Raw genomic sequence first — 24215 nt, 5'->3', positions numbered from 1 at the left:
GTCGGTGCCGTGTCGGTCGCGGCACGTCCGCGGAGACTCGGGATCGTCGCTTCACGGGGCGATGACACGTGAGCGCGATCTCACGCGGATACTGGACCCATGACGGACATCGATGAGTTTCTCGCCCGAGTGGCCCCCGCGAAGCGGCGTCGTGACGCCGAGCGCCTGATCTCCCTGATGCGCGACGTGACGGGCGAGGATCCGGCGCTCACTGGATCCATCATCGGCTTCGGTTCCTACCACTACCGGTACGCATCCGGCCGCGAAGGCGATGGCCCGGCCGCCGCATTCGCGCCGCGTAAGGCCGCGACGACGATCTACCTGATGGACGGCGTCGCCACGCATGAGGAGGATCTCGCGCAGCTCGGCCCGCACACGACCGGCGTCGGGTGTCTCTATGTGAAAGACCTCGAGGCCTGTGACCTCGAGACGCTGCGGCGCATCATCGCCCGCTCGTACGCGACGCTCACTGCGGGCGTGATGGGCAATCGCGCAAGCGACGCGTGACCGGGCGCTGGGCGAGCGTCAGGAGGAGATGTCGCCTTCTGAACCGCTCGATCCGCGGATCCGCACCTTCGGAAGGCGACATCTCCTTTCGAAGCGCGCTGAGGTCAGGAGTCGAGGGTGCGGATGCGACGCGCAGGGACGCCAGCCACGATCGTCCGCGCGGCCACATCAGCCGTCACGACCGCTCCGGCCGCGACCACGGCGCCGTCGCCGATCGTGACGCCAGGAAGGATCGTTGCGTTCGCACCGATCCACACGCTGTCGCCGATGACGACCGGCTTCGGCACCGTCGTCGCACGCGTAGCCGGATCGAGATCATGGTTGAGCGTCGCGATCACCGTGTTGTGACCGATCAGAGCATCATCGCCGATCGTGATGCCGCCCTGGTCTTGGAAGCGGCACCCACTGTTCACGAACACACGCTCGCCGAGGCGGATGTTCGTCCCGCAGTCGGTCGTGAATGGCGGGAAGATGCGGAACGAGGCCGGGACGTCGCGCCCCGTGATCCGCGACATGATCTCGACCCGCTCCTCGGGCGTCGTGTACCGCGTGTTGAGCTCCATGCAGAGGCGAATGGCCTCCTCGGCGAGGTCGTTCATCGCGTGAGCCAGGTCACTGCCGGGAGCAGCCGGCTCCCCTGCGTTCATGCGTTCGACGAACTCGTCGGTCTCCATATTCGCCTCCTCCGTGCCGCCCACGATAGCCGCTCTGCACACCGACCCGACGATCGATGACGAGGAGTTGTCCGCGGTGCGGCGGCGATGCAACGGCGCCGCCGCCCGGCGCGGTCACACGCCGAGTTCGGGCGCGGAGAGGATGCGGTCGATCGTGCTGCGGCCGAGGGCGCTCTCTCCGCATCGCGGCGATGCGGGTTCGCGTCGCCACTCTGCATCCGGAAGCGTACGGCGAGGTCGTCGCCCACCCGGTAGATGTCGTTCGTCGTCGCCGACGTGGCCAACGGGACGATGCGTTCGTCTGCGAGCTGCGGGAACTGCTCCCTGATCATGCCCTCCGCCACGACGACCGAGAGCGGGAGCTGGTCGTGATGCATGCGGCCAGGTTAGGGGCGACACGCGGCGACGCCGGAAGCGCGCGGGGAGCGTCGGGCGGAGCATCCTCCTCCCGACGGAGCCGACAGCGGATCCGCACCTTCGCCGGGCGAAATCACCTTCCGAGGCGCGCGAAAGGGTCCGGGGACGAGATTCCCCGGACCCTTTCGCGTACTCGCTTACGCGCCGCGGAGGCGCTCGGCGAGGTAGCCGTACAGACCCTCGAGCGGGACGCGCTCCTGACCCATCGTGTCGCGGTCACGCACGGTGACGGCGTCGTCGTCGAGGCTGTCGAAGTCGACCGTGACGCAGAGCGGCGTGCCGATCTCATCCTGGCGACGGTAGCGACGACCAATCGCGCCGGCGTCGTCGAAGTCGACGTTCCAGGATCCACGGAGGTCGTCGGCGACCTTGCGTGCGAGCGGCGAGAGCTTCTCGTTGCGGCTCAGCGGCAGCACGGCGACCTTCGTGGGCGCGAGACGCGGATCCAGCTTCAGCACGGTTCGCGTGTCGGTGCCGCCCTTGGCGTTCGCCACCTCCTCCTCGACGTACGCGTCGACGAGGAAGGCCATCATCGAGCGAGTGAGCCCGAACGACGGTTCGATCACGTACGGCACGTACTTCTCACCCGACGCCTGGTCGAAGAAGTGCAGATTCGCACCCGACTGCTCAATGTGGTTCGACAGGTCGAAGTCGGTGCGGTTGGCGACGCCCATCAGCTCGCCCCAGCCCTTGCCGGCGAAGCCGAAGTCGTACTCGAAGTCGATGGTCCGCTCCGAGTAGTGCGCGCGCTCGTCTTCTGGAACGTCGAAGCGGCGCATGTTGTCGGGGTTCACGCCGAGGTCGACGAACCAGTTCCAGCACGCCTCGACCCAGTGGTCGAACCATTCGCCGGCATCGTCCGGTGCGACGAAGAACTCGATCTCCATCTGCTCGAACTCGCGGGTGCGGAAGATGAAGTTGCCCGGCGTGATCTCGTTGCGGAAGGCCTTGCCGATCTGGCCGATGCCGAACGGCGGCTTCTTGCGAGCGGCCGTGACGACGTTCGCGAAGTTCGTGAAGATGCCCTGCGCGGTCTCCGGGCGCAGGTAGTTGAGGCCCGACTCGTCGTCGACCACACCGAGGTAGGTCTTGATGAGGCCGGAGAACGACTTCGGTTCGGTCCACTTGCCGCGCGTGCCGCAGTCCGGGCACGCGATGTCGGCCATGCCGTTCTCGGGCGCGCGGCCCTTCTTCTCCTCGAACGCCTCGAGGAGGTGATCCTCGCGGTGGCGCTTGTGGCACTGCAGGCACTCGACGAGCGGATCCGTGAACGTCGCGACGTGGCCCGACGCCTCCCAGACCTTGCTCGGCAGGATGATCGAGCTGTCGAGGCCGACCATGTCGCCGCGACCGCGCACGAAGGTCTGCCACCACTGCCGACGGATGTTCTCCTTCAGCTCGGTACCGAGAGGGCCGTAGTCCCACGCCGACCGGGATCCGCCGTAGATCTCACCCGCTTGGAACACGAACCCGCGATGACGGGCGAGGGCGATGACTTTGTCGAGGCGGGACTGCTCGGCCACGGTGGCTCCAATGGTCGTACGGGGTGTGTCGCGCGGCCAGACGGGCACGCGCGGATGCCCCACAATCCTACTGAGGGCGGCTGGGTGGATCGGTGAGCGTCCTCGCCTGCAGGATCGGCTCCGCCCGTCTCAGGCCGTGCGCGTTTGCGTCAGCTTTCGGCGCGCCGCGCTGCGGCCGTCGCGCGATCCAACCACGCCGGGGTTCGGCCCGGGCGCTGCGGCGGCACCAGTCGCCCTGCCTTGGAGTCGTCGACGAGCTGGCGCGTGCGGCGCTCGCGCGTGGTCTCCTGCTTCGCGGACATGATCCAATGGCGCACGGCCTTGCGATACCCCGGCGTCGCCTCCGCGAGGAATGCGACGGTGCCCGGAGACGCCTCGATGATCGCCTGCAGCTCGGGCGTCAACTCGGCTTCCGGATTCTCGTGCGAGTATGTGCCGGATCGCGCGTCCGTGCGCCGCTCGAACGCCGCAACGCCCGCGGGGTGCATGCGGCCCTCGGCCATCAGCCGCTCGACGTGCTCGATGTTCACACGTGACCACGTGCTGCGCGCCTTCCGCGGCGTCCACCGCTGGCGCCGCGAGTCGTCGTCGATGGGCTGCGAGAGGGAGTCGATCCACCCGAAGCACAGCGCCTCGGGAACGGCATCGGCCCAGCTCAGGCCTCGGTCACCGACATGGGCGCGGTAGAAGCCCATCCAGAGCTCGGGTTCCGTCTCGTGGTGTCGCTCGAGCCACGCGCGGAACTCCGCCGCGTCGCGGAAGAAGATCGCGGGCCTCTCGGCGGTGCCGCCAGGGGTGCCGGGTTCGTTCGCGGTCATGGCACGAGGATGGCACAGACCCCCGACATTCGTGACCGGTCACCGGCCCCGGTCACTCCGCGAGCCGCTCGAGCACGCGCACACCTTCTGCGAGACCGTCCTCCGTACGGATCCTGTCTCCCACCTCGATCGCCCGACGTGCGTAGTTCGGAGCGCCGACGAGTTGCGCGAGCCGGTCGGCGAAGTCGCGGGCCAGACGCTTGGGTGGCACGGGTGATGGCCCCGCGCCGAGCGCATGCACCCGGGATCCCCAGAACGGCTGATCGCCGAGGAAGGGGACGACGAGGCTCGGCTTCCCAGCGCGCAGCCCCGCGGCCGTGGATCCCGCGCCGCCGTGATGCACAACGGCTGAGCAGCGAGGGAACAGGACCTCGTGCGGCGCACCCTCGATCATCAGCACGTCGTCGCTCGGTGCGTCGCCGGGCGCGATCCCGCCCCAGCCAGTGGCGACGATGCCGCGCAATCCGGTGCGCGCGAACGCCTCGAGAACGGCGTCGCGACGCTGTTCCGCGCCCTTTCCGAACCCCATGGATCCGAAACCGACGTAGACGGGAGCATCCCCCGCATCGAGGAAGTGCTGCACGTCCTCGGAGAGATGGCTGTCGGGCGCGTCGAGGAACCAGTATCCGGTGACGTGCGCCGTGGGCGGATAGTCCGCAGGTACAGGGACGACGTGACGGCTGTAGGGGTACAGAACGTGAACGGCGGTGCCGTCGGGGTTCACCAGCGGATTCGTGAAGCGTCCGAAGTCGCCGGCGAGCCCGAGTTGGCGGCGGAAGTCTCTGATCATGCCCGCGTACATGACGGACGACGCCCGTCCGACGGCATAGGTGGCGCGGTTTCCGCGGCGCCCGAAGGACGCGCCGCCGAAGAGCGGCGCCGGGAACTCGCCCGTCGGCGTATAGAACGGCAGCGGGAGCGACAGCACGCCGGGAACTCCGAGCATCTCCGCCAGATGCGGACCCCCGAGGCACTTCGGGTGATACACGATAATGTCGGGCGATGTCGCCTCGGCAGCACGCCGGGTCTCGTCAAGGTGCTGACGCATCGCGTCGCGCATGATTCGCAGGCTTCGTGACGCGTCGCGCACCCCCGACATCTCCGGGAGGAGTTCCTGCACGGTGCGCAGCATGGCGGATCCGGCCGGGGCGACGTCGATTCTCCCGGACCCGGCCTCCGGCACGAGATCGCTCATTTCGTCCGGAATCGCGAGCGTCACGTCGTGCCCGGATCGGGACAGCGCGCCCGCGAGAGCGGCGTACGGCTGGATGTCACCGCGAGTACCGAAGGTCATGATCAGCGCGCGCATGAGGCGAGCGTACGCCGATCATCCCCGGGACGTCGCGGTCTCTTGACCCCGCGGCCCCTCCCTGTCGCGACTGCGGCGCCTCACACGCGCGCGTCGCGGATCCAGCGGAGCCCCAGCGTCAACAGCGCTCGGTCGGCCGTGATCAGCGTGCAGCGGTTGTCGTACGCCTGCGCGGCGAGGAGCCGGTCGAAGGGATCGTGCCCGTCGAGGCCCGGGACCTCCTGCATCGATGCCGCCTGGCGCGAGTTGAGCGGCATTTCGGACAGCCCCATCTCGCCGAACACCCCGGGAAATCGGTCGCCGCCCGGGCGCGGAAGCTTCCCCAGGGCGTTCTTGATCGTGATCTCGGCGACGGATACCGCCGAATAGAAGATCGGGCTGTCGTTCGCGATGCGTTCGCGCGCCTCCGCCCCGAGGCGCCGATCGTCGAGATACATCCACAGCAGCGCGTTGGTATCGAGGAGGATCACAACTCGTCGTCTCGCCCGTTGTCGATGTCAAAGAGCTGCCGGATCTCTTCGTCGGCGGCCTCGAAAGCCTCCTGATCGAACTCGAACTCCCCTTTGCCGAGCCCGAAGATCACCTTCTTCGGACGATGCACAACGAGGTCAACGACAGGCGTTCCGGCGCGCGCGATCGTCACGGTCTCGCCCTGGAGCACACGTTCGACGAGCGCCGAGAGCTGCGTTTTCGCCTCGTGCATGTTGACCTGCGTGGTCGCCTCCGTCGCCGGCATGTTTTCTAGTCTAGCCTAGCTAAGGCATTATCGCCAGGGCGCCACGCGATCCGCCTCGGTCAGCGGCCGCAGCTCAGCGGGCGGCGGCCATGGCAACGCGATCAGCTCGTACGGAACGTCGATCGCGCCGAAGTCGTCGGTCTTCACGACGACTCTTCCCGGGGATCCGTCGATGTCCGGGCGGAACTCGGTCAGACGCACGCGAATCGGCTGTCCGTCGCGTACGAGGATCCACGGCTCGGCCATCCACGCGAGGCTCGCGTTCTCGAGCGCGTCCTCGGCGACGTCCCAGTCGACCGGATCCGTGATGGGCTGCGCGAACAACGACATCGCCTGCCAGACGTCGCCGACGGGGCGGATCCACCCCACGAGTTCGCGATCGGAGGCGCGGCGGTGCGGGATCCAGTCGTCGGCGATCGTCATGGCGCCACGGTACGCGAGACGCCCGTCGCAGCAACAGGGTCGAGACCGAGTATGACGGCGATCTCGCGTTATGTACCGCGCACGGAATGGACGCCCGCTCCGCCGCGTTCGATAGGCTCAGATGGTGAACGACGACGGTGAGAGTTCCCGCAAGCGGCTCACCCGTCGCGCACCCGGGTGGGCGATCGTCGCCGCGCTCGCCTTCAATGGTCTGAGCTCCGCGTTCATGTACACGCTCGTCGTGCCGTTGCAGGCCGAACTGCCGCACCTGCTGAACGCGTCACGCGAAGACACCACATGGGTCGTCACGATCACGCTCCTCGTCGCCGCCGTCGCCACCCCCATCTCCGGGCGTCTGGGCGACATGTTCGGCAAGCGGCGCGTGATTCTCATCCTGCTGTGCGCGCTCATCCTCGGGTCGCTCATCGCGGCCCTGTCGCAGTCGATCATCGGCATCATCATCGGCCGCGGTCTGCAAGGGATCGCCTCCGGTGTCATCCCGCTCGGCATCGCCGTCATGCGGGACGTCCTCCCTCCCGCCCGGCTCAGCACGGCGATCGCGTTTATGAGCGCCACGATGGGCGTCGGCGGCGCGGTCGGCCTGCCCATGTCCGCCTTCGTCGCCGAGAACTACGACTGGCACATGCTGTTCTGGATGTCGCTCGCGCTCGGCGTCATCGGCTTCGTGGCGGTCTGGATCGTCGTGCCGATCGACACGATCCTGTATCCGGGGCGGATCGACGTCGTCGGCGCCGTCGGCCTCGCGATCGGCCTCTCCGGGCTCCTGCTCTACGTCTCGCGGGGGGCCGACTGGGGGTGGTTGTCTCCGATGGCCCTCAGCTCCGTGGCCGGGGGCGTCATCGCCCTGCTCGTGTGGGGCTGGTATCAGCTTCGCGTCGACGAACCACTCGTCGACCTGCGCGTCGCCGCCCGCCCCGCCGTCCTCATCACCAACGTCGCGGCGATCGGCATGGGGTTCGCGCTGTTCGGATCCAACATCTCGTTCCCACAGCTCCTCGAACTGCCGGCCGACACCGGGGTGGGGTTCGGCCTCTCGCTGATGGAGGCGGCGCTGTGCATCATGCCGTCGGGCCTGATCATGATGAGCCTCGCTCCGCTGTCGGGTCGTCTGGAGCGCCTGCTCGGGCCGCGTGTGCTGTTCATGCTCGGCACCATCGCGATCGTCATCGCCTATGCCTTCGTGCTGCTCTGGTCGTCCGAGGTCTGGCACATCGTCATCGCGAACTGCCTCATCGGCGTCGGCATCGCCTTCTCGTTCGCGGCGATGCCGATCATCATCATGCGATCCGTCCCCGCCAACGAGACGGGCGTCTCGAACGGGCTCAACGCGCTCTTCCGCTCGGTCGGAACCTCGAGCGCCGCCGCCGTGATGGGCGGCGTCCTCGCCGCCATGAGCGTTCCGCGCAACGGCGTCGGCGTCCCCACAGCGGCAGCGTTCGCGACCTGCTTCTGGATCGCCATCGCCGCGGCGCTCGTCGCGCTCGTCCTGACGTTCTTCATCCCGCGCGCACGCGCCGATGAGGAATACACCTCGATGCCGCGGCGCTGAGCGCATCCCCCTGCTGGGTCGCCACACATTGCACCGATTCGGCGCGTCAACCTGCAATCTCTGGCGACCCATTGCCTGGCCGACGAATGGGTCGCCAGAGATTGCGACGAAAGCACGTGCGGGAGTGCAAAGTGTGGCGACCCAAACGGGAGCGGTGCCTCGCGGTGCGGCGCGTTACTTCCCGGCGCTGAGCACTACTTCGCGACGAACATGTAGCCGCGGTCGGCCTCGAAGCCGCCGATCTTGAGCCCGCGGTTCGTGAGCACCGCCATCTCGCGTCGCAACTTCATGCGCCACGAATGGGCCTCGGCGGGATCCTCGCGACGCATCTGCTCGACATCGCGCGGAATCGAGAGCGTCTCGACGACGTCGCCGTTCTGCGGATGCTTCGCGATGTCGGCGAGCGCCCACTTGACGTCGAGGCGGTCGCTCTCGTCGCCCGCGTCACCGCCGCCGAAGATTCCGTACTGGTTCACGGCGTAGCCCGTGACCTTCGCGCCCAGCACCGTGAGGAAGAAGTGGGCGTTGCGGGCGATGAGCGGATCGAATGTCCACGTCACGTTGCCGACGCCGCGTGAGAGCGCCCACTGACGCTGGTGCTCCTTAAGTTCGCGGCCCCAGCCGCGGCCACGGAACTCCGGCAGCAGCGCAGTGATGTGCGAGTGCATCGATCGGCTCGAGGGCTCGCCGAAGAACGCCACCGAGGCGCCGACCATGCGGCCCTCGTCGAAGAACCCGACGGCGTAGTTGCCCGACTGCTGCAGAGCGCGCAGCGTGCCGGCGTCCACAACCCGCTCGGGTCCACGGATCGCGTCGAGCACCCCCTGCGCCTCGAGAATCAGTTCGACAGTGTCCAGCTCACGAATCTCGCGCATGCCCCCAGCGTAGTCCGCCGCGTTCCTCGCTGCGTTGTCGTCGCTCACCGGGCGCCCGACCCGCCATCGCTCACCGACCACGGCCCTACTCGCCGTAGACCTCCTGCGCGATGCGGAACGCGGTGTTGGCGGATGGGACTCCGCAGTAGATCGCGGACTGCAGGATAATCTCCTTGACCTCGTCCACCGTGAGGCCGTTGCGCAGCGCCGCGCGGAGATGCATCGCCAGCTCCTCGTTGTGACCGTGGGCGATGAGGGCCGTGATGACGACCGCGGACCGCATGCGTCGCTCCAGGCCGGGGCGCGTCCAGATCTCGCCCCACGCATAGCGCGAGATGAAGTCCTGGAACTCCTCCGTCAGCGGCGTCTGGTTCGCGGTGGCACGGTCGACGTGCTCGTCGCTCAGCACCTCACGGCGCACGACCATGCCGTTGTCATAGCGCTCGGCATCGGTGATTCCCTCACCCATCGGACGGCTCATCGGCTGCTCCCTTCGAAGAACGTCACCAGCTCGGTCGCGACCTCGACCGGCTTCTCTGCGGGCGCGAGGTGCGCCGCGTCGTCGATCCCGACAAGGCGCGCGTCAGGCACGGCCGCGGCGATCGCCTCGGAGTCTGCCTTCGGCGTCGCGGTGTCGTCGGATCCGTACATCACCAGCATCGGCCGGGTGACGGATCCGAGCTGGTCGCGCACGTCGAACTCCGCGAGCGCCTCACAACACGCGGCGTACCCCTCGTCGTCGGCGTCGGACAGCGTGTGCAGCAGTCGGCCCGTGATGTCGGGGCGCGCGGCGATGGATCCCGGAGCGAACCAGCGGCCCGCGGACGCGCTGATCAGCACGGGCGTGCCCTGCGCGCGCACCGTGGCCGCGCGCTCGAGCCAGGCCTCGGCCCCGGCGGCGAAGTTGGGACCGCTGCAGACGACGGCGACCGCGCGCAGGAGATCGCCGTGACGAATGGCGAGCGCCTGGGTGACGGCGCCGCCGAGCGAGACGCCGGCCGCGAAGACGGGCTCGCCGAGGGAACGCACGGCGTCCGCCACGGCATCGGCGAGGTCCTCGACCGTGAACGGCCCGGTCGGCGGCTTCGAGGCGCCATGGCCGGGCAGGTCCCAGGTCACGACGCGGAAGCGCTGGGCCAGGATCGGCACGACGTCCTCCCAGAGCACCGCGCTCGCGGTGCCGAGCGAGGGTCCGAGGACGATGAGGGGCGCGCCCTCGGCGCCGATGGGCTCAGTGACGGCGAGATCCGGACGTGCCACGATGCTCCTTCATTCGGGATCGGTGAACGGGCCTGAGAGACCGATGTAGTCTTCCGGATCCAACAACTCCGGGGCGACGAGGTCGGCGATCGGCACGCCGTCGGCGACGCGGGCGACCACCTCTGCCGCGCGTTCGCGGCCGAGCGCAACGGCCAGTCGCTCGGAGACGATGAGCCCGCCGGTCGCGGCGAGGGTGCGGTCCACGGCGTCGCGGTCGACGCGCAAGCCCTCGGTGAGGTCGGCGGCGTGCGACGCGCTGCCGAGCGCGAGGCGCAGCAACTCGCGCAGCGTCGGCCACTCCGCGTGCCACGCGCCATCGGGGCGCTCGTCCGCGGCGAGCGCTGACGCGAGATGGAGGGTGGCGTTCAGCTGCGGCGCGCGAAGCGCGGCCGAGCGGACCATCACGCTGCGGGTCGGGTTCTGCTTCTGGGGCATCGCGCTGGATCCGCCGCCCGTGGGCTCGGAGAGCTCGCCGATCTCGGTGCGCGACGCGGTCGCCACGTCGGTCGCGATCTTGCCGAGCGCATCGATCGCCTGCGTCAGGGCGTCGCCCAGCTCGGTGATCGGCCAGCGCTGCGTGTGCCACGGCGTGTCGGTGTGCTGCAGGCCGATCGCTGCGGCGTACGCCCGGCGGACCTCCTGCACGAGTACGGGAGCGTCCGGTCGCTCGCGGGACAGTCCGTCGGAGTCGGCGCCGTCCGCGGTTTCCTGCCGTCGTTCTGCAGAATCGTCCGTGGAGCCGCGCGCGCGCACGCGCTCCGCGAGGGCCGCCATGGTCCCCGCCGCGCCGCCGAGCTGAGCCGGAAGCTGGGCGAGAGCGTCGTCCAGCCGGTCGATCGCACGGGCGAGGCCGCGACGCCAGTTCGCTGCGCGCAGCCCGATCGTCGTCGGCACCGCATGCTGCGTGAGCGTGCGCGCGGCGGCGACGGTGCCCCGGTGGGCAGCGGCGAACGCGGCGAGCGCCTCGTTCACGCGGACGAGGTCCTTCAGCACGGCGTACCCGGCATCGCGAGCGACGACCATGAGCGCGGTGTCGAGGATGTCCTGGCTCGTCGCGCCGGTGTGGATCCAGTCCCGCAGCGACTCCGGGGCGCCTGCGCGCAGGGCCTTCACGAGGGGGATCACGGGGTTGCCGCCCGCGACGGCATCGCGCGCGAGCGCGGCCGGGTCGATTTCGACCTCACGCAAGGCGGACGGATCCGCGGTGGCGGGGGCGATACCGCGCTCGACGAGGGCGCGAGTCAGGGCGACCTCGGCGTCGACGAGCGCGGCGAGAAGGGCACCGTCCGACACGGCCTGATCCCGCCCCGCTGAAACAGGCGAGGTCAGGCCGGTGTCGAAGGGCGCGTCAGTAGGCAATGAACACGGTCTCGTTCTCGCCCTGCAGGCGCATGTCGTGACGCAGGTAGCCGTCTGCGGTGCGCGTGGCGACGAGCGTTGCGCGTTCGTCGTCGCTGAGCGACGACAGGAGCGCGTCCGTCTGCCCCGCTTCGACGGCTTCGGGGAGGTAGATGCGGGTGTGCAGCTTGTCCGGCAGACCGCGCGCGTAGACGATCGCGGCGAAGAACGGCGGCTTCCCGTCGTCGGTCGCGCCCGGGTTCCTCGTCCAGAACTCGTACTGGCCCTCGTCGTTCGTGAACGTGCGTCCGAAGCCGGTGAACGAGTGGCCGTCGCGCGCGAGGGTGCCGCGTGCGGTGGGCACGGCCCCGTCCGTGTCAGCACTGAAGATCTCGATCACCGAGTCGGGGATCGCGTTGCCGTCGCCGTCTGTGAGGGTGCCGCCGAGGACGATCGCGCCCGGGCTGTGCGGGAAGGCCACCTCGTGCATGTCGTCGAACTCGACGCCGAACTTGAAGAACGGCCCAACTGTCTGGCCCGCCGTGGGCTCCAGGGTCTTCTCGGCCATCAGTGGTCCCCCTCCTCAGATTCGGTCCACGTGGCATCGGGCCCGTCGACCACGATGTCCCACCGGTAGCCCATCGAGAACTCCGGCACCGTCAGGTCATGATCGTACGCCGCGATCAGTCGGTCTCGATCTGCCTGTTCGCGGATCGTGTTGTAGATCGGGTCGAGGGCGAACAGCGGATCTCCGGGGAAGTACGACTGCGTCACGATGCGCTGCGTGAAGGCCGACCCGAAGATCGAGAAGTGGATGTGCGCGGGGCGCCACGCGTTGACGTGGTTCTTCCACGGGTACGGGCCGGGCTTGATCGTCGTGAACTTGTAGTACCCGTTCGCGTCGGTGACGACGCGGCCAGCTCCCGTGAAGTTCGGGTCCAGCGGCGCCGGGTGCTGGTCGCGCTGGTGGATGTAGCGCCCCGCGGCGTTGGCCTGCCAGATCTCGACGAGCTGGGAGGCGACGGGGCGCCCCCAACTGTCCTTCACGTAGCCCTCGATCGTCATCCGCTCGCCCTGCGGCTCGCCGGTGTGCTGCAGCGTGAGGTCGCTCTCGATCGCGGCGACGTCGCGCTGCCCGAAGGCGGGGCTGAACAGCTCGATCGTCTCGGGGTCGACGAGTCGGGGGTCCTTGGTCGGGTGACGCAGGATGCTCGACCGGTACGGCGGGAAGTCCCGCATCGTCTTCGGAAGGCTCTCGCCCGCCGCCACGCGCTCGGCGTAGCTCGCGTGGAGATCCTGGATCTCCTGGGTGATCTCGGACTGCGTGACCTGATCCGGCGCGGCGAGCAGCGATTCAGGTGCGGCGGCCCCTGGGGTGTCTGTCATCTGCGTCTCCTTCGACAGCGGGGTGTGTTCTCCAGCGTGACGCGCGATCGGCGATTCGCGCGAGATGATTCCCACTCAGTGGGAGTCTACGAGCTCCCTCGTCAGTTCGTGCGCGGCCTGGCGAACGAGGGCCGCGAGGCGCCGCTCGTCAGCGCGCTCGATGTGCACCACGACGCCGATCGCCGCAATCGGCAGTCCCGGCACGGATCCGAGGGGCGCCGCGATGGAGATGTTGCCGAGCGTCATCTCCTCACGTGCGAGGGCGTAGCCGCGGGCGCGCGTGACCCTGATGTCGGCGAGCAGCTGCTCCGGATCCGTGATCGTGCGCGTCGTCTCGCGCACCAGCGGAACGGAGCAGTACTCGCGGACCCAGTCATCGCTGTGCGCCGCCAGCATCGCCTTGCCGACGCCGACCGCGTGGGGCAGGTGTCGCCCACCCATGCGGCTGACCAGCGGGATCGACTGGTGGCCCGTGACCTTGCCCACGTAGAGCGCCGACGCCGCACGCGGCCCCTCCCCGTCGAGGACGGCGAGGTGGACGTTCTCACCCGTGGCCTCGTACAGCCGCACCATGTGCGGCAGCGCGGGCTCGCGCAGGCGCAGCGCGAGCGGCGACAGCTCGCCGAGTTCCCACAGGCGCGACCCGATCGCGTACCGGCGTCCCCCGACGCGCACCATCATGCCGAGGTCGATCATCTGGGCGAGGATCCGGTGGAGCGTCGACGACGACAGCCCCGTCCGCGCGCCGATCTCGACCGCAGTGAGCGCGTCGTGGTCTTCGTCGAAGCACGCCAGGATCCGCATACTCCGCTCGAGCATCCCCTCGCTGGCACGGTCGTCCATGCGCTCACTTTACGTCCCAGTGAGTGGGAGACCCGGCGGCGAAGAGATTACACCGCGCCTTGCCGTTCGCGGCATATGAGCGATAAGGCGTCTAATCAAGATTTCGTTCACCGATGTCTGACCATCTCGATACGCTCACCCCATGCCCATCGACGATCTTCTCATTGGCCTGGCCGGCATCGCCGACCTCGCCGACGTGAAGCGCCAGGTCGTCACTACGTGGCGCCGTCGATTCGGGCACGAAAGCTCCGACCCGTTTCCGGAACCGGCTCGCAGAAGAGGTGAACAGGATCTGTTCGATGCGCGGGCGGTAGCGCGTTGGCTCGTGGAAACGAACCATGGCAACAATCCGCACGCGATATCGGATGCCCCCGCGTTCGCCGTCCTCCACCACCTGGAAGCGGCGGATCGCGACGCGGTCGACGAACTTCTCGCGCTGATCGCGCTCGCGGGCATCACGGGAAATGATCTCCCAGAGCACGCCGACGCGTTACGCCAGGCGGCTCACGTAGTCGACCCGCACGACACGTTCCTCGGCACAGAGATCGCGCGCCACACAGCCCGCGGCATGCAACCCCCACCCCATCTCTCCGACATCGTGGACGGCTTCTACGCCCCCGACCTCGCGATCGCGCGCATCGAGCGCGCCGTCTCGCGGCGCGACCGACACGCAGGAAGCGCAGGCCCGCTCAGCGAGGCGATAATCTCGCTGCTCGCCGACCTCACGGTCGCTCTGCGGCGCGAGCGGGGCGCCGACATCGTCCTTGACGATTCCGCAGAGGTAGCACTCGCAGCAGCGATACGCGATCGAGATGAAGACGCTGCACTCGACGGATCCGACTCGCGGGCGATCATGCGCTACCTCGCTGCCAGCCATCACGCGATCCCCGAGATCTCGCTTGCACCGGTGGTCAGCCTGACGCGGCTCACCGGCGACGCGGTCGATGTCGCGGGCGCGCTTCAGGACATCGCGCAGTCGGGCAGCGAACTCACCCCGGACGATGTGCGCATCATCGTCGGACCGGCCGGGGCGCTCGTCGATCCGCTTAACGGAGAGGCGGAACGGACGCGCGACCGTCTCCTGCGTTCCGGCACCCTCCGCGCTGTCGCACGTCTCCCGAGAGGACACGTCCTGTCTGCGGTGCAGCAGCCGCTCGCGCTCTGGATTCTCACCGCCCCCGCGCCGAACGCCGCTGGTCGCCGCATCATCACCGCTGACGTCGCCGATCGAAATCTGACCGAGGGAACAGTCGAACTGCTGGTGAACGACCTGCTCGCCGCCGTGTGGCCCGCGGGCGTCAGCCGGGCGTTCGCGCTCGCGTCGCCGGTGCCGGCGCGCGCGATCATCGCCCAGCGCGCGTCGCTCATCGCAGACCCGGCGGTGCGACATATGCCGCAGCTCGCGCGAACACGCCGCGCGCATCCCCTCGCCGCCCTGCAGCACGAGTGGGGTCGCGGCCCGACGCTCGACGAGCCGCCGTTCGACTCCTCCTGCGTCACCGCGGCTGCCGAGCCCCGCCACCTTCCGTCTCATGACCTCGGTGCCATGGTGGACGACCGGCATGCGCGCGTCATCCCCGGCACACGCCTCGCGGTGAACGCCAATGATCCGTCCGGCATCGAAGTGCTCGATATTGCGGCGATCCGAACGGATACCATCTCCCGCCGCGTCGACGCGATGCGATTCGCGACCGAGCATCCGAACGCGCAGCTCAGCCGTGCTGGAGACGTCATCTTCGTCACGACGCCGCGCCCCGTGGCACTGGTAGACCGGGTGGGCTCGCGAGTCGTGGCGTACCCTGCGCGCATCTTGCGGATCGATGCAACCGACTCCGCCGGGCTCGTACCTCGTGTCGCGGCCGAGGACATCTCGCGCGCCGACGGGAGCGACTGGCGGTCCTGGCGGATGCGACGCGTCCTCGCCGCACAGCAGAGGCCACTCCTCGAGGTACTCAGTCGGATCGATCTCGCGCGCGATGAGCTGCGCCGCCGTCTTGCCCTCGCGGATGAGATCGCGACACAGCTCACAGACGCGATCGCTGAGGGAACCTCCGAGATCTCACTGCCCGCTGCCGCCTCGACTGCGGCACCACAACCTAAGGAGAGCGCATGACTCCGCGCGTCGCCGCTCCAGCGGCCCCGTCGACGATGAAGGAACTGAAGGACACGCTCTGGAAGGCCGCCGACAAACTGCGCGGCTCGATGGACGCGTCACAGTACAAGGACGTGATCCTCGGCCTCGTGTTCCTCAAGTACGTCAGCGATGCGTTCGACGAGCGGCGCGAACGGATCCGCGCCGAGCTCGCGAACGACGGGTACGACGACCAGCAGATCGCGGAGCTCATCGACGACGTTGAGGAGTACACGGGATCCGGAGTGTTCTGGGTGCCAGAAGATGCCCGCTGGGACTTCCTCGCCCGCAATGCGAAAGGAGACGCGGCCGGCAACTCGATCGGATTCTTCATCGACACGGCGATGGACGGCGTCATGCGCGAGAACCCGCAGCTGAGCGGAACGCTGCCGCGCATCTTCAACCGCGACAACGTCGATCAGCGGCGACTCGGGGAGCTCGTCGACCTGTTCAACTCGGCGCGCTTCGCGAGTCAGGGGCAGAGCGGGGTTGAGGGGCGCAGGGCCCGCGACCTGCTGGGCGAAGTGTACGAGTACTTCCTCGAGAAGTTCGCGGCCGCGGAAGGCAAGCGCGGCGGCGAGTTCTACACGCCCGCGGGCGTGGTGCGCGTGCTCGTCGAGATGCTCGAGCCCACGAAGGGCCGGGTTTACGACCCCTGCTGCGGATCCGGCGGCATGTTCGTGCAGGCGGAGAAGTTCATCGAGCACCACTACGGCGACGGCGCGGACATCTCGGTGTATGGCCAGGAGCTCAACGAGCGCACGTGGCGCATGGCGAAGATGAACCTCGCGATCCACGGTCTCGGCGGCAACCTCGGTCCCCGATGGGGCGACACGTTCGCGCGCGACGTGCACCCGAATCTCACCGGGGCGCAGGGCGCCGACTTCGTGATGGCGAATCCGCCATTTAACATCAAGGACTGGGCGCGCAGCGAGGAGGACGCGCGCTGGCGGTTCGGCGTTCCGCCCAAAAACAACGCGAACTACGCGTGGATCCAGCACATCCTGTCGAAGCTCGCGCCCGAGGGTCAGGCGGGCGTGGTGATGGCGAACGGATCCATGTCGTCGAACTCCGGTGGCGAGGGCAAGATCCGCGCGGAGATCGTCGAGGCCGACCTCGTGCAGTGCATGGTCGCGCTGCCCACGCAGCTGTTCCGCTCGACCGGCATCCCCGTGTGCGTGTGGTTCTTCGCGAAGAACAAGGCCGCCGGTGCGCAGGGATCCACGGATCGCTCGGGCGAGGTTCTCTTCATCGACGCACGAAACCTCGGCCACATGGTCGACCGCGCCGAGCGCGCGCTCAGCGACGACGACATCGCGAAGATCGCGGGAACCTTTCACGCCTGGCGCGGGCGCGGCGAGGGATCGTACGAGGACGTGGCGGGCTTCTGCTACTCGGCACCCCTCGACGAGATCAAGGCCGCGGATTACGCGCTGACCCCCGGCCGCTACGTCGGCGCCCCCGAGGTGGAAGACGACGGCGAGCCCATCGAAGAGAAGCTCGAGCGCCTGCAGAAGGAGCTCTACGCCCAGTTCGACGAGTCGGCCCGGTTGGCCGAGGTCGTGCGGGAGCAGTTGGGGAGGGTCGATGTCTGAGTGGATAACTGCGCCGCTCGGGGACTTCATTACGTTTCAACGCGGCATCGACATCACCCGTAGGTCGCAGACGGAAGGCACGGTTCCTGTCGTCTCTTCCGGTGGAGTTTCGAGCTACCACGGCACGGCGTTTCGCGACGGTCCCGGCGTCGTAATCGGACGCAAGGGGACCCTCGGAAAGACCTTCTACCTGCCAGGCCCCTACTGGCCGCATGACACAACATTGTGGGTGCGAGATTTCAAAAAGAGCTACCCGCGCTTCGTCTACTATTTCATGTCACGATTCGACATTTCGTGGCTGGATACAGGCTCCGCAAACCCAACGCTCAACCGGAATCACCTCCATCCGATAGTCGTCACTTGGCCCGCGCCTGCCGAGCAGCAGGCAATCGCCGAGGTCCTCGGCGCACTCGACGACAAGATCGCGGCCAACACCCGACTCGCGGCGACGGCCGATGAGCTTGCGGACACCGCATTTCGCAAGTACTTGGATTCGGCGACCCGTGGCGGTACTCGATTCGAAGAAGTCGCGGACATCGGTGGCGGTGGGACACCGAGCACGAAGAACTCTAGTTATTGGGGTGGGGAGTTGAACTGGGCGACCCCAACCGACGTCACGGCGTTGGACGCGCCGTATCTTGCGTGCACCGCGCGGTCAATCACCCATGATGGCCTTGCTGCGTGCTCCTCACCGCTATATCCGGTCGGAACGATCCTCATGACCTCGCGCGCCACGATCGGCGCATTCGCAGTACTCCAAGTTGAAAGTGCCGTGAACCAAGGATTCATTACTGTGCGGCCCACGGACCGTACCTCCAAGTGGTGGCTGTTTCATGAAATGCGGAGCAGGGTGGATGAGTTCAAGTCGTGGGCAAACGGCGCGACCTTCCCGGAGCTGAGTCGAGGGAAATTCAAGAAGCTTCCGGTGCGTCTCGCCGCGCGCCGCATGATGCAGGAGTTCGACGCGTATGTCGATTCCTTCCACGCGCGTGCCGCAGCGGCGATCGCCGAGAACCGCACCCTCGCCGCGACGCGCGATGCGCTGCTCCCCCACCTCATGTCGGGCAAGATCCGCGTGCGAGAGATCGAAGATGCCGCCGAGGAAGGCGGCCTATGATCCTGAGCAATGCAGTCGACTCGAGCGTCATCGGCGAGAACATCATCGCGTCGACCTGGTTCGTCGGCCTCCTCGCGATCGCGTTCGTCGCCGTCGGCATCGTTGCCATCGTCCCACCGCTTCCGTCACCGCGGATCACGCCGCGCGAGCGGCGACCCCCGGCGCGCCTCGCCGACTCGGAACGGCTAGGCGTCATCGATGACAATGCGACGCACGCCTGGAACGCGCTCGTCGAGGAACACGCGATTCCCTACGCACACGCGCGGCGCTTCGCTCGTCTCGCGAAGCGGTGGTTCAGGGTCGGCGCCCTCGTCGCCATTCCGATCGCGCTTCTCGCCCCGTCGATGATGTGGATCAACTACACAGCCGACGCGCTCAGCGCTGCCAGCGGAGGAGGACTTCCTTACACCACGGCGATGGTCATCGCTGGCAGTATGTTCGCGATCCCGTTCGCGGGAATCCTCATCGGCGCGGCTGCGACGTCATTCGCCGACAAAGTCATCCGCGACCGCGAGCCGTTCGCGTGGAAGATCGTTACCCGCGGGAGCACGGCCCTGCGGTGGCTCAGCGGCTCCAATGACACGTACAGGGGTCTCGCGCATGAACGGCCCAGAAGCATGGAAGGAGAAGGTTCGACGCTTTCTGCCTCGATGGCGCGTTTTCTTCTCGATCCCCTCGAAGCCGAAATCGTCGTCGGGTTGACCGCGAGTGCGCGCTCGACGCCGGGACGTGCGGTCGAATGGCACGAACGCGACGCGCACGTGGTCAGCGCACTTCTGCGAGAAAAGGCGCAACTACTTGCGGCTCCGCATGCAACCGTATCGGTCGGCGACCTCTATGAATGGCTCGACCTCGTCGCTGCGCGCTGCGTGCTCGATCCGCCGCGCACAGCAGACCTGTCGGAAGTGCCCATCGCCGAGGTTCTGATGGGTGACCGTGCGGTGCGAAACGCGCGCAGAACCCTCGGCCTTGGGGCGAGCGCCGCACTGAACGTTGCCGTCGCGGCGGCGTTCCTCGCATTCGCCCTCGCCATCGTCGGTCTCGGCCTGCTCCTGCCCCTTCTCGGCCCACTCCCGGCCACCTGGATGGAAGCCCTTGTCGCCCCGATCCTTGTCGGTGCATTCCTCGGCCTCGGAGGATGGGCCTGGAGAAGTCTGACGAGTCGCCGCCGGTCGCCATAACCGCGCTGAGCGGACGATGCGCTTCGCTCCTCGTCGGTGTTTTCGTCGCGTGGGCGGTAGCTGCGCGGGCGGGCTTCGGCTGGGGAGGCTTCTTCACGCTGTACGCCGTGCTGACAGCACTGCTGATCGGTTCTCATACGTTCCTGTACATCGCGAACGCCGCCCCGAGCGCGGGCGTGAGTCGGCGATCGCGTTCGGGTGGATCCTCCACACCACGGCAGTGCTGTACCTGGCCGTCTTCGCGACGATCTCCCCCGCACCATTGATGGTCGACACCACATTCGCATTGTTCAGCGCGTTCTTCCTCATGGTCGCAGCCCTCGCCGGGACGGGAGTCACCGCGCAGGTTGCTGGCAAGCGGCAGTGATTCGCACAGGCGAAGACCTGGACATACGCACCACACGGAGCGATGTTGCTCATCCACTCGTCACGCGCAACCGGGCGTGAGACTCGGGCGCGAGAACGACTCGATGCGGCCCTGCGGCGCCGAGAGGCAAGCCATGCGGACGCGAATATGTAACGGACTCAGCACGCACCGGGCCCCTTCGCGTGTCGGAAGTCGCCTCTACCCTGGCGACCAAGCAACGAACAGGAGATGACATGAAGCTCGAGCGGATGGATCGCCCGTCGGCCCGGTCGGCGTGTGCGTTTGCCACCGCGTCAAAGACCTGCAATGATGGGGTAATTGCTCCCCGCCGTCTCCGGATTGGCGGGGCTTTTTCATGGGTGCACGGATGACGTTGCGTGCGAGCGTCGTTATCGACTATCAGAACGTCCATCTCACGGCATACGACGTCTTCAACCGCCGCGGAGAGCGACACGACTCGCTGATCCACCCGATGCAGTTTGCTCACCGCAGCATCGCGGAGCGGAACCGGCGTCAGCGCGAGGGTTACGCGCTCGCCACGCTGCATCGCACGATCGTATGCCGAGGGCTGCCTCACGCCGACTACGACTGGGAGCAGAATCGTCGGTGCCTCGATCAGAAGACCGAATGGGAGGCAGCGGGCGCAGAAGTGCACCTGAGAGACCTGAAGTACGACTTCGAGCGCGATGCTCGCGGACGCCCGATCCTCGACATTCACGGCAAAAGAATCCCTCAAGGCCGCCCGCGAGAGAAAGGCATCGATGTCCTGTGCGCTCTCGCCTGCCTCCGAGAGGCTGCGCGCATCGACGTCGACGTCGTGATCCTCGCGTCACGCGATACCGATCTGGTGCCAGCCCTCGACGAGGTATACGATCATCACACGCTCGAGCCGCAACGATACGCACGTATCGAGACGGCCTCATGGCACAACCCCACCGCGCAAGCGGAGGGGAATCGACATTTCGGCAGCCTCCGCGCGACCTCACCCCGTCGCATCTGGAACACCAACCTTGATCGAGCGTGTTATGAGGCGTCGCTTGACCGTCGCGACTATCGCTGAGTCAGGCCCCTCGCTGCGCTCTGACGTCCGCAAAACGCGCAGCATCAACCCTTCTTTTATTCGAACATTTGTTCTATACTGGATGCATGACGACGCCACCGCCTCCGCCCCACCGGGGGAGTGTGCGCGACCGGCTCGCCGCGGCAACCGACCGCCTGAACGGTCTTGTGGACGAGATCGACGCGCTGACGGACGCGACTCTCGTTGGCGCATCGAGCGACCTTGAGGCACTCGGGCGGAGGGTGGACGCATTGCGCGTCCGTGTCGCGGGGGAGGTCGACGTGCGATCGGATCGCGACACGTCGGGCCGCACGAACGACGACCGCCTGTCGGCACGGTTCGACTGCCGCAACGGCACCGAACTTCTCGAACGCACGACGCGAGTATCCGTGCGGTCGCTACGAACTCGGATCCGGTTGGATCGGCGCACACGCACGAGGGCGACACTCACGGGCGAGACGCGACCAGCGGCATTCGCCGCCGTCGCCGCTGCCCTTCGCGACGGTGAGCTCGGTATGGACGCCGCCTGCCACTTGACCGACGAGTTCGAACAGCTCGAGCGACGCGGCGGCATCTCGCACGAGGAGATGAACGTTGCGGAACGCGAGATCGTCAGCTCCGCAACTGATCGGTCGCCTCGTGACGAGGAAGCCGCGCTCCCCGAGACCTTCGAAGAGTTCCGCGTCATGGTCGGTGCGTGGAGCGAGTTCTTGAATCGCAACGGCGTCGAGCCCGACTCCGACGACGCGGAGCGGTACCGCGGCGTCTCGCTGGGGCGAGCGCGTCACGGCCTCATTCCGCTTCGCGGAGAACTCGTCCCCGAAGCAGCCGCGGGCCTTCAACGGCTCTTCGACGCGTATGCCGGGTCGAAGGTGCGGTTCAGCACCTCACCGGAAGACGCAGCAGAAGATGCGGTGTGGAGCGACACGGACCACATTCACGATCCCCGCACGGCGCCGCAGAAGAGGCACGATGTTCTCGTGTCGATGATCCAGACATCGGCCGCGTCTCCCCAGACGCCGTCTCTGGGCGGGGCCGCACCTACCCTTCTCGTCACGACGACGGTCGACGACTTGGATGGCGGCGTCGCCTCGGTCGACGGCACGGATGTGCCCGCTCCCTCGTCTCTCGCGCACCGGATCGCGTGCACCGGCGCCGTGCAAAAGGTCGTCTTCAACCGGGCCGGCCGCATCATCCGCCTCGGAACGAGCGAACGACTCTTCAATGCGCATCAGCGCCGGGCGATCGGCGCGCGTGACGGTGGCTGCATCATCCCCGGCTGCTCCATCCCCGCCGCGTGGTGCGAGATCCACCACGTCACCGAGCATTCTCACGACGGCGCGACGCACACGGACAACGGCGTCCTCCTGTGCTGGGCGCACCATCACAGGCTGGAACACTCCGGCTGGGAGATCCGAATGCAAGGCGGCGCACCCCAGGTCAAAGCTCCCGTTTGGATCGACCCCCGCTGCGTGTTCCGCCCGATTCGCAACGCCGCCACAGAACGCGAGCGACTCCGACGCCGTCGACGCGATGCAGCGCCTGCGCCGCCCCTCCCGATTCCCACCGGTTGACGACCGCGGGACAACGAACCCTGCATTGTGACCGCATAGCGCAGATATCACGACGCCCAGCAGCGCGCCACCCGGTTCGATCACGCTACTCGCCCTCGCCGCGCTCGAGGAACGCGTCGTATCGTTCCTGCAACCCGCCTTCGTGACCCGCGCAGCTGGCCACCGTGTCGCTCGGCAGATCGAGGACGTACCGAATCTCCTGTGCAGCCGACTCCTGCTCCGGCGTCGGCTGCCCGAAGCTGGCGTAGTACGCGTCGCGATACGTCACCGCGTTCGTCATTGAGCTCAACGTACCCAGATCTGCGATCATTCGATCGCGAACGTGACCACCCAGATCGCGAACCTCATCCGGCCACACGAAGTAGTCATCGTCGAAGAGCTCCGCCGCCTTGCGATACTGATCCGCAAGCCTTGCCGCGGCATCGTTCACAGCACTGACATCAGGGTCACCGCCCGCAAGGAACTCACTCTCGCCATCCTCGAACGCGCCCTCGAGGTCCGTACCGGTGGCGTTCGAGGCGCACACGATGTCGAGATACAGCTCTCCCGCCTCGGCGATCGACAGAACATGAGACGTCGGCGTCGGATCGGGTGTCGGAGAGCGCGTCGGGGACGGCGACGGTGCTGCCGACGTCATGTCGGACTCCGCGGCTGGCGTGCACGCGGCGAGCGCGAGCACGCCGCACATAGCCACAAACGCGAGTAACCTCGCTCGAACTCGGCGCATCGTAGAGACTTTGCAATCGTCCCCTGCTGAGGTGGATTCGCGCATCATTCGACCAGGGTCCACGTACCGCAGCGAGTGTTCTCGAAGCCCCAATCCGAGGGTGAGATCACGACGGTCGTCGGCCCATCGACGTTGTCATTCGCGATGATGTCGCCGAACGTTCCCCCTCCTCCAGACAGGCGTGCCCAGTAGCAGAGGCCGCCGCCACCATCTGTCCGGTAGGTGCCGGGATGGATGTCGGTACCGACGACGTGAGTTCCGCTGCCGAACGAGTTCTGCGCGACCCGCTCTTCCTCAGACGAGATCTCGCCCTCGCGGTCGTCGAGCCCCGACTCGCGCTCATCGAGCTCCGCCGCACGTTTCTCCAGTTCCTCCTCGCGCTGCTCGTAGGCCTTGAGCTTCGTGCGCAAGCTTCCCGACTCCGCGCGGGCGTCCGTCGTCTTTTCGTCGGCCTCGGAGACGGCGGCATCTCGCGTCGACACCGCTTCAGAAAGCTGTGAGGCGCGCGCATCCGCGTCGGACCACAGCAGACCCAGGGGAGCACCAGCGGCGAGGAGCCCGACGACGAGCCCCCCGCAGGCCGGCACGAGCCACGAAGCAACCGAGCGCCTGGGCGTTCGACCCGTTGCCGTGGGCTGATGCTGCGCAGGCGGGGGCGGGGCGCCAGGCGCGGTCGGATGCGGTTCATTCATGATGATTCCTCTCTGTGATGCAAGATGCCTCGATCCTGGCGCGCGGGGCGGAGCCGTACCCGATACGGCCTGATCAGACCCCTCATCAACGA

At 67.6% G+C, this 24215-nt stretch carries 26 protein-coding genes; 9 read left to right on the top strand and 17 right to left on the bottom strand.

The genetic code is table 11. The features are described 5' to 3' along the window. Window positions 1–99 precede the first annotated feature (99 nt). The gene (locus IEW87_RS03235) at window positions 100–507 is read left to right on the top strand and encodes a DUF1801 domain-containing protein (protein ID WP_188710861.1); all 408 of its coding nucleotides are present in this window, start codon (window positions 100–102) and stop codon (window positions 505–507) included. Window positions 508–611: 104 nt separating this feature from the next. Here the strand turns inward: IEW87_RS03235 and IEW87_RS03230 are convergent, their stop codons facing one another. The 7 genes from IEW87_RS03230 to IEW87_RS03200 all read right to left on the bottom strand — a co-directional run bounded on the left by IEW87_RS03230 (window position 612) and on the right by IEW87_RS03200 (window position 6407). Next, window positions 612–1181, bottom strand: coding sequence for a DapH/DapD/GlmU-related protein (locus IEW87_RS03230; protein WP_188710860.1), 570 nt, complete (start codon window positions 1179–1181; stop codon window positions 612–614). 554 nt (window positions 1182–1735) lie between these two features. Next, window positions 1736–3121: a glycine--tRNA ligase gene (locus tag IEW87_RS03225; protein ID WP_188710859.1), complete on the bottom strand. Its 1386-nt coding sequence runs from the start codon at window positions 3119–3121 to the stop codon at window positions 1736–1738. A 149-nt stretch (window positions 3122–3270) separates the two neighbouring features. Then, a complete protein-coding gene (locus IEW87_RS03220) occupies window positions 3271–3939 on the bottom strand; it encodes a YdeI/OmpD-associated family protein (RefSeq protein ID WP_188710858.1) in 669 nt (222 codons plus the stop codon). A 52-nt stretch (window positions 3940–3991) separates the two neighbouring features. Further along, the gene (locus IEW87_RS03215; protein ID WP_188710857.1) at window positions 3992–5248 is read right to left on the bottom strand and encodes a glycosyltransferase; all 1257 of its coding nucleotides are present in this window, start codon (window positions 5246–5248) and stop codon (window positions 3992–3994) included. A gap of 80 nt (window positions 5249–5328) precedes the next feature. Beyond that, entirely contained in the window at window positions 5329–5718 is a 390-nt protein-coding gene (locus IEW87_RS03210; RefSeq protein WP_188710856.1) for a type II toxin-antitoxin system VapC family toxin, read from the bottom strand. Beyond that, window positions 5715–5984, bottom strand: coding sequence for a type II toxin-antitoxin system Phd/YefM family antitoxin (locus tag IEW87_RS03205; RefSeq protein ID WP_188710855.1), 270 nt, complete (start codon window positions 5982–5984; stop codon window positions 5715–5717). Before IEW87_RS03205 ends, IEW87_RS03210 begins: the two co-directional genes overlap by 4 nt. A gap of 27 nt (window positions 5985–6011) precedes the next feature. Then, complete coding sequence (locus IEW87_RS03200; protein ID WP_188710854.1) at window positions 6012–6407, bottom strand: hypothetical protein; 396 nt, start codon at window positions 6405–6407, stop codon at window positions 6012–6014. Window positions 6408–6531: 124 nt separating this feature from the next. On the opposite strand from IEW87_RS03200, the gene IEW87_RS03195 reads away from it, so the two are divergent. Beyond that, on the top strand, window positions 6532–7977 hold the full coding sequence (locus IEW87_RS03195; protein WP_373285084.1) for an MFS transporter: 1446 nt from the start codon (window positions 6532–6534) through the stop codon (window positions 7975–7977). Window positions 7978–8171: 194 nt separating this feature from the next. Here the strand turns inward: IEW87_RS03195 and IEW87_RS03190 are convergent, their stop codons facing one another. From IEW87_RS03190 to IEW87_RS03155, 8 genes are all read right to left on the bottom strand, one after another. Further along, entirely contained in the window at window positions 8172–8852 is a 681-nt protein-coding gene (locus IEW87_RS03190; protein ID WP_188710852.1) for a GNAT family N-acetyltransferase, read from the bottom strand. A gap of 85 nt (window positions 8853–8937) precedes the next feature. Beyond that, window positions 8938–9333, bottom strand: a complete 396-nt coding sequence (gene pcaC, locus IEW87_RS03185) for a 4-carboxymuconolactone decarboxylase (RefSeq protein WP_188710851.1) — start codon at window positions 9331–9333, stop codon at window positions 8938–8940. Beyond that, window positions 9330–10112 carry an alpha/beta fold hydrolase gene (locus IEW87_RS03180; protein ID WP_188710850.1) on the bottom strand — a complete coding sequence of 261 codons (783 nt, stop codon included), beginning with the start codon at window positions 10110–10112 and terminating at the stop codon, window positions 9330–9332. Before IEW87_RS03180 ends, pcaC begins: the two co-directional genes overlap by 4 nt. Before the next feature lie 9 nt (window positions 10113–10121). Further along, window positions 10122–11405, bottom strand: coding sequence for a lyase family protein (locus tag IEW87_RS03175; protein ID WP_229730886.1), 1284 nt, complete (start codon window positions 11403–11405; stop codon window positions 10122–10124). 55 nt (window positions 11406–11460) lie between these two features. Further along, the gene (gene pcaG / locus IEW87_RS03170; protein WP_188710848.1) at window positions 11461–12018 is read right to left on the bottom strand and encodes a protocatechuate 3,4-dioxygenase subunit alpha; all 558 of its coding nucleotides are present in this window, start codon (window positions 12016–12018) and stop codon (window positions 11461–11463) included. Further along, window positions 12018–12836 carry a protocatechuate 3,4-dioxygenase subunit beta gene (gene pcaH / locus IEW87_RS03165; RefSeq protein ID WP_188710847.1) on the bottom strand — a complete coding sequence of 273 codons (819 nt, stop codon included), beginning with the start codon at window positions 12834–12836 and terminating at the stop codon, window positions 12018–12020. Before pcaH ends, pcaG begins: the two co-directional genes overlap by 1 nt. Window positions 12837–12911: 75 nt before the next feature. Next, on the bottom strand, window positions 12912–13679 hold the full coding sequence (locus IEW87_RS03160) for an IclR family transcriptional regulator (RefSeq protein WP_188710846.1): 768 nt from the start codon (window positions 13677–13679) through the stop codon (window positions 12912–12914). Between the two features lie 91 nt (window positions 13680–13770). Beyond that, the gene (locus IEW87_RS03155) at window positions 13771–14160 is read right to left on the bottom strand and encodes a hypothetical protein (protein WP_188710845.1); all 390 of its coding nucleotides are present in this window, start codon (window positions 14158–14160) and stop codon (window positions 13771–13773) included. Window positions 14161–14247: 87 nt separating this feature from the next. On the opposite strand from IEW87_RS03155, the gene IEW87_RS03150 reads away from it, so the two are divergent. The 7 genes from IEW87_RS03150 (at window position 14248) to IEW87_RS03120 (ending at window position 22704) form a co-directional block, all read left to right on the top strand. Next, window positions 14248–15792: a hypothetical protein gene (locus IEW87_RS03150; protein WP_188710844.1), complete on the top strand. Its 1545-nt coding sequence runs from the start codon at window positions 14248–14250 to the stop codon at window positions 15790–15792. After that, the gene (locus tag IEW87_RS03145) at window positions 15789–17405 is read left to right on the top strand and encodes a class I SAM-dependent DNA methyltransferase (RefSeq protein WP_229730884.1); all 1617 of its coding nucleotides are present in this window, start codon (window positions 15789–15791) and stop codon (window positions 17403–17405) included. Before IEW87_RS03150 ends, IEW87_RS03145 begins: the two co-directional genes overlap by 4 nt. Beyond that, window positions 17398–18522, top strand: a complete 1125-nt coding sequence (locus IEW87_RS03140; protein WP_188710843.1) for a restriction endonuclease subunit S — start codon at window positions 17398–17400, stop codon at window positions 18520–18522. Before IEW87_RS03145 ends, IEW87_RS03140 begins: the two co-directional genes overlap by 8 nt. After that, window positions 18519–19703 (top strand): hypothetical protein, encoded by a 1185-nt coding sequence (locus IEW87_RS03135; RefSeq protein WP_188710842.1) that lies wholly within the window; start codon window positions 18519–18521, stop codon window positions 19701–19703. Before IEW87_RS03140 ends, IEW87_RS03135 begins: the two co-directional genes overlap by 4 nt. 220 nt (window positions 19704–19923) lie before the next feature. Continuing rightward, window positions 19924–20070 carry a hypothetical protein gene (locus tag IEW87_RS03130; protein WP_188710841.1) on the top strand — a complete coding sequence of 49 codons (147 nt, stop codon included), beginning with the start codon at window positions 19924–19926 and terminating at the stop codon, window positions 20068–20070. A 367-nt stretch (window positions 20071–20437) separates the two neighbouring features. Next, a complete protein-coding gene (locus IEW87_RS03125) occupies window positions 20438–21130 on the top strand; it encodes a PIN domain-containing protein (protein WP_188710840.1) in 693 nt (230 codons plus the stop codon). A gap of 86 nt (window positions 21131–21216) precedes the next feature. Then, window positions 21217–22704, top strand: coding sequence for an HNH endonuclease signature motif containing protein (locus tag IEW87_RS03120; protein ID WP_188710839.1), 1488 nt, complete (start codon window positions 21217–21219; stop codon window positions 22702–22704). Window positions 22705–22789: 85 nt separating this feature from the next. Here the strand turns inward: IEW87_RS03120 and IEW87_RS03115 are convergent, their stop codons facing one another. Both IEW87_RS03115 and IEW87_RS03110 read right to left on the bottom strand, forming a co-directional pair. Then, complete coding sequence (locus tag IEW87_RS03115) at window positions 22790–23341, bottom strand: hypothetical protein (RefSeq protein ID WP_188710838.1); 552 nt, start codon at window positions 23339–23341, stop codon at window positions 22790–22792. 134 nt (window positions 23342–23475) lie between these two features. Beyond that, complete coding sequence (locus tag IEW87_RS03110; protein ID WP_188710837.1) at window positions 23476–24123, bottom strand: Rv1352/Rv1906c domain-containing protein; 648 nt, start codon at window positions 24121–24123, stop codon at window positions 23476–23478. Between the last annotated feature and the right edge of the window lie 92 nt (window positions 24124–24215).

Origin of the sequence: Microbacterium faecale (assembly GCF_014640975.1) — a bacterium.
GTDB lineage: Bacteria > Actinomycetota > Actinomycetes > Actinomycetales > Microbacteriaceae > Microbacterium > Microbacterium faecale.
The sequence above is the reverse complement of the archived record's forward strand: the minus strand, read 5'-3'. Positions and strand labels throughout refer to the sequence as shown.

Bases quoted from the DNA above. Each gene is read 5' to 3' on its own strand.
- IEW87_RS03150 (WP_188710844.1), top strand. From the start codon at position 14,248: ATGCAACCCCCACCCCATCTCTCCGACATCGTGGACGGCTTCTACGCC.
- IEW87_RS03140 (WP_188710843.1), top strand. From the start codon at position 17,398: ATGTCTGAGTGGATAACTGCGCCGCTCGGGGACTTCATTACGTTTCAA.
- pcaH (WP_188710847.1), bottom strand. From the start codon at position 12,836: ATGACAGACACCCCAGGGGCCGCCGCACCTGAATCGCTGCTCGCCGCG.
- IEW87_RS03215 (WP_188710857.1), bottom strand. From the start codon at position 5,248: ATGCGCGCGCTGATCATGACCTTCGGTACTCGCGGTGACATCCAGCCG.
- IEW87_RS03230 (WP_188710860.1), bottom strand. From the start codon at position 1,181: ATGGAGACCGACGAGTTCGTCGAACGCATGAACGCAGGGGAGCCGGCT.
- IEW87_RS03125 (WP_188710840.1), top strand. From the start codon at position 20,438: ATGACGTTGCGTGCGAGCGTCGTTATCGACTATCAGAACGTCCATCTC.
- IEW87_RS03115 (WP_188710838.1), bottom strand. From the start codon at position 23,341: ATGACGTCGGCAGCACCGTCGCCGTCCCCGACGCGCTCTCCGACACCC.
- IEW87_RS03160 (WP_188710846.1), bottom strand. From the start codon at position 13,679: ATGGACGACCGTGCCAGCGAGGGGATGCTCGAGCGGAGTATGCGGATC.
- IEW87_RS03205 (WP_188710855.1), bottom strand. From the start codon at position 5,984: ATGCCGGCGACGGAGGCGACCACGCAGGTCAACATGCACGAGGCGAAA.
- pcaC (WP_188710851.1), bottom strand. From the start codon at position 9,333: ATGAGCCGTCCGATGGGTGAGGGAATCACCGATGCCGAGCGCTATGAC.
- pcaG (WP_188710848.1), bottom strand. From the start codon at position 12,018: ATGGCCGAGAAGACCCTGGAGCCCACGGCGGGCCAGACAGTTGGGCCG.
- IEW87_RS03200 (WP_188710854.1), bottom strand. From the start codon at position 6,407: ATGACGATCGCCGACGACTGGATCCCGCACCGCCGCGCCTCCGATCGC.
- IEW87_RS03145 (WP_229730884.1), top strand. From the start codon at position 15,789: ATGACTCCGCGCGTCGCCGCTCCAGCGGCCCCGTCGACGATGAAGGAA.
- IEW87_RS03120 (WP_188710839.1), top strand. From the start codon at position 21,217: ATGACGACGCCACCGCCTCCGCCCCACCGGGGGAGTGTGCGCGACCGG.
- IEW87_RS03220 (WP_188710858.1), bottom strand. From the start codon at position 3,939: ATGACCGCGAACGAACCCGGCACCCCTGGCGGCACCGCCGAGAGGCCC.
- IEW87_RS03110 (WP_188710837.1), bottom strand. From the start codon at position 24,123: ATGAATGAACCGCATCCGACCGCGCCTGGCGCCCCGCCCCCGCCTGCG.
- IEW87_RS03235 (WP_188710861.1), top strand. From the start codon at position 100: ATGACGGACATCGATGAGTTTCTCGCCCGAGTGGCCCCCGCGAAGCGG.
- IEW87_RS03135 (WP_188710842.1), top strand. From the start codon at position 18,519: ATGATCCTGAGCAATGCAGTCGACTCGAGCGTCATCGGCGAGAACATC.
- IEW87_RS03190 (WP_188710852.1), bottom strand. From the start codon at position 8,852: ATGCGCGAGATTCGTGAGCTGGACACTGTCGAACTGATTCTCGAGGCG.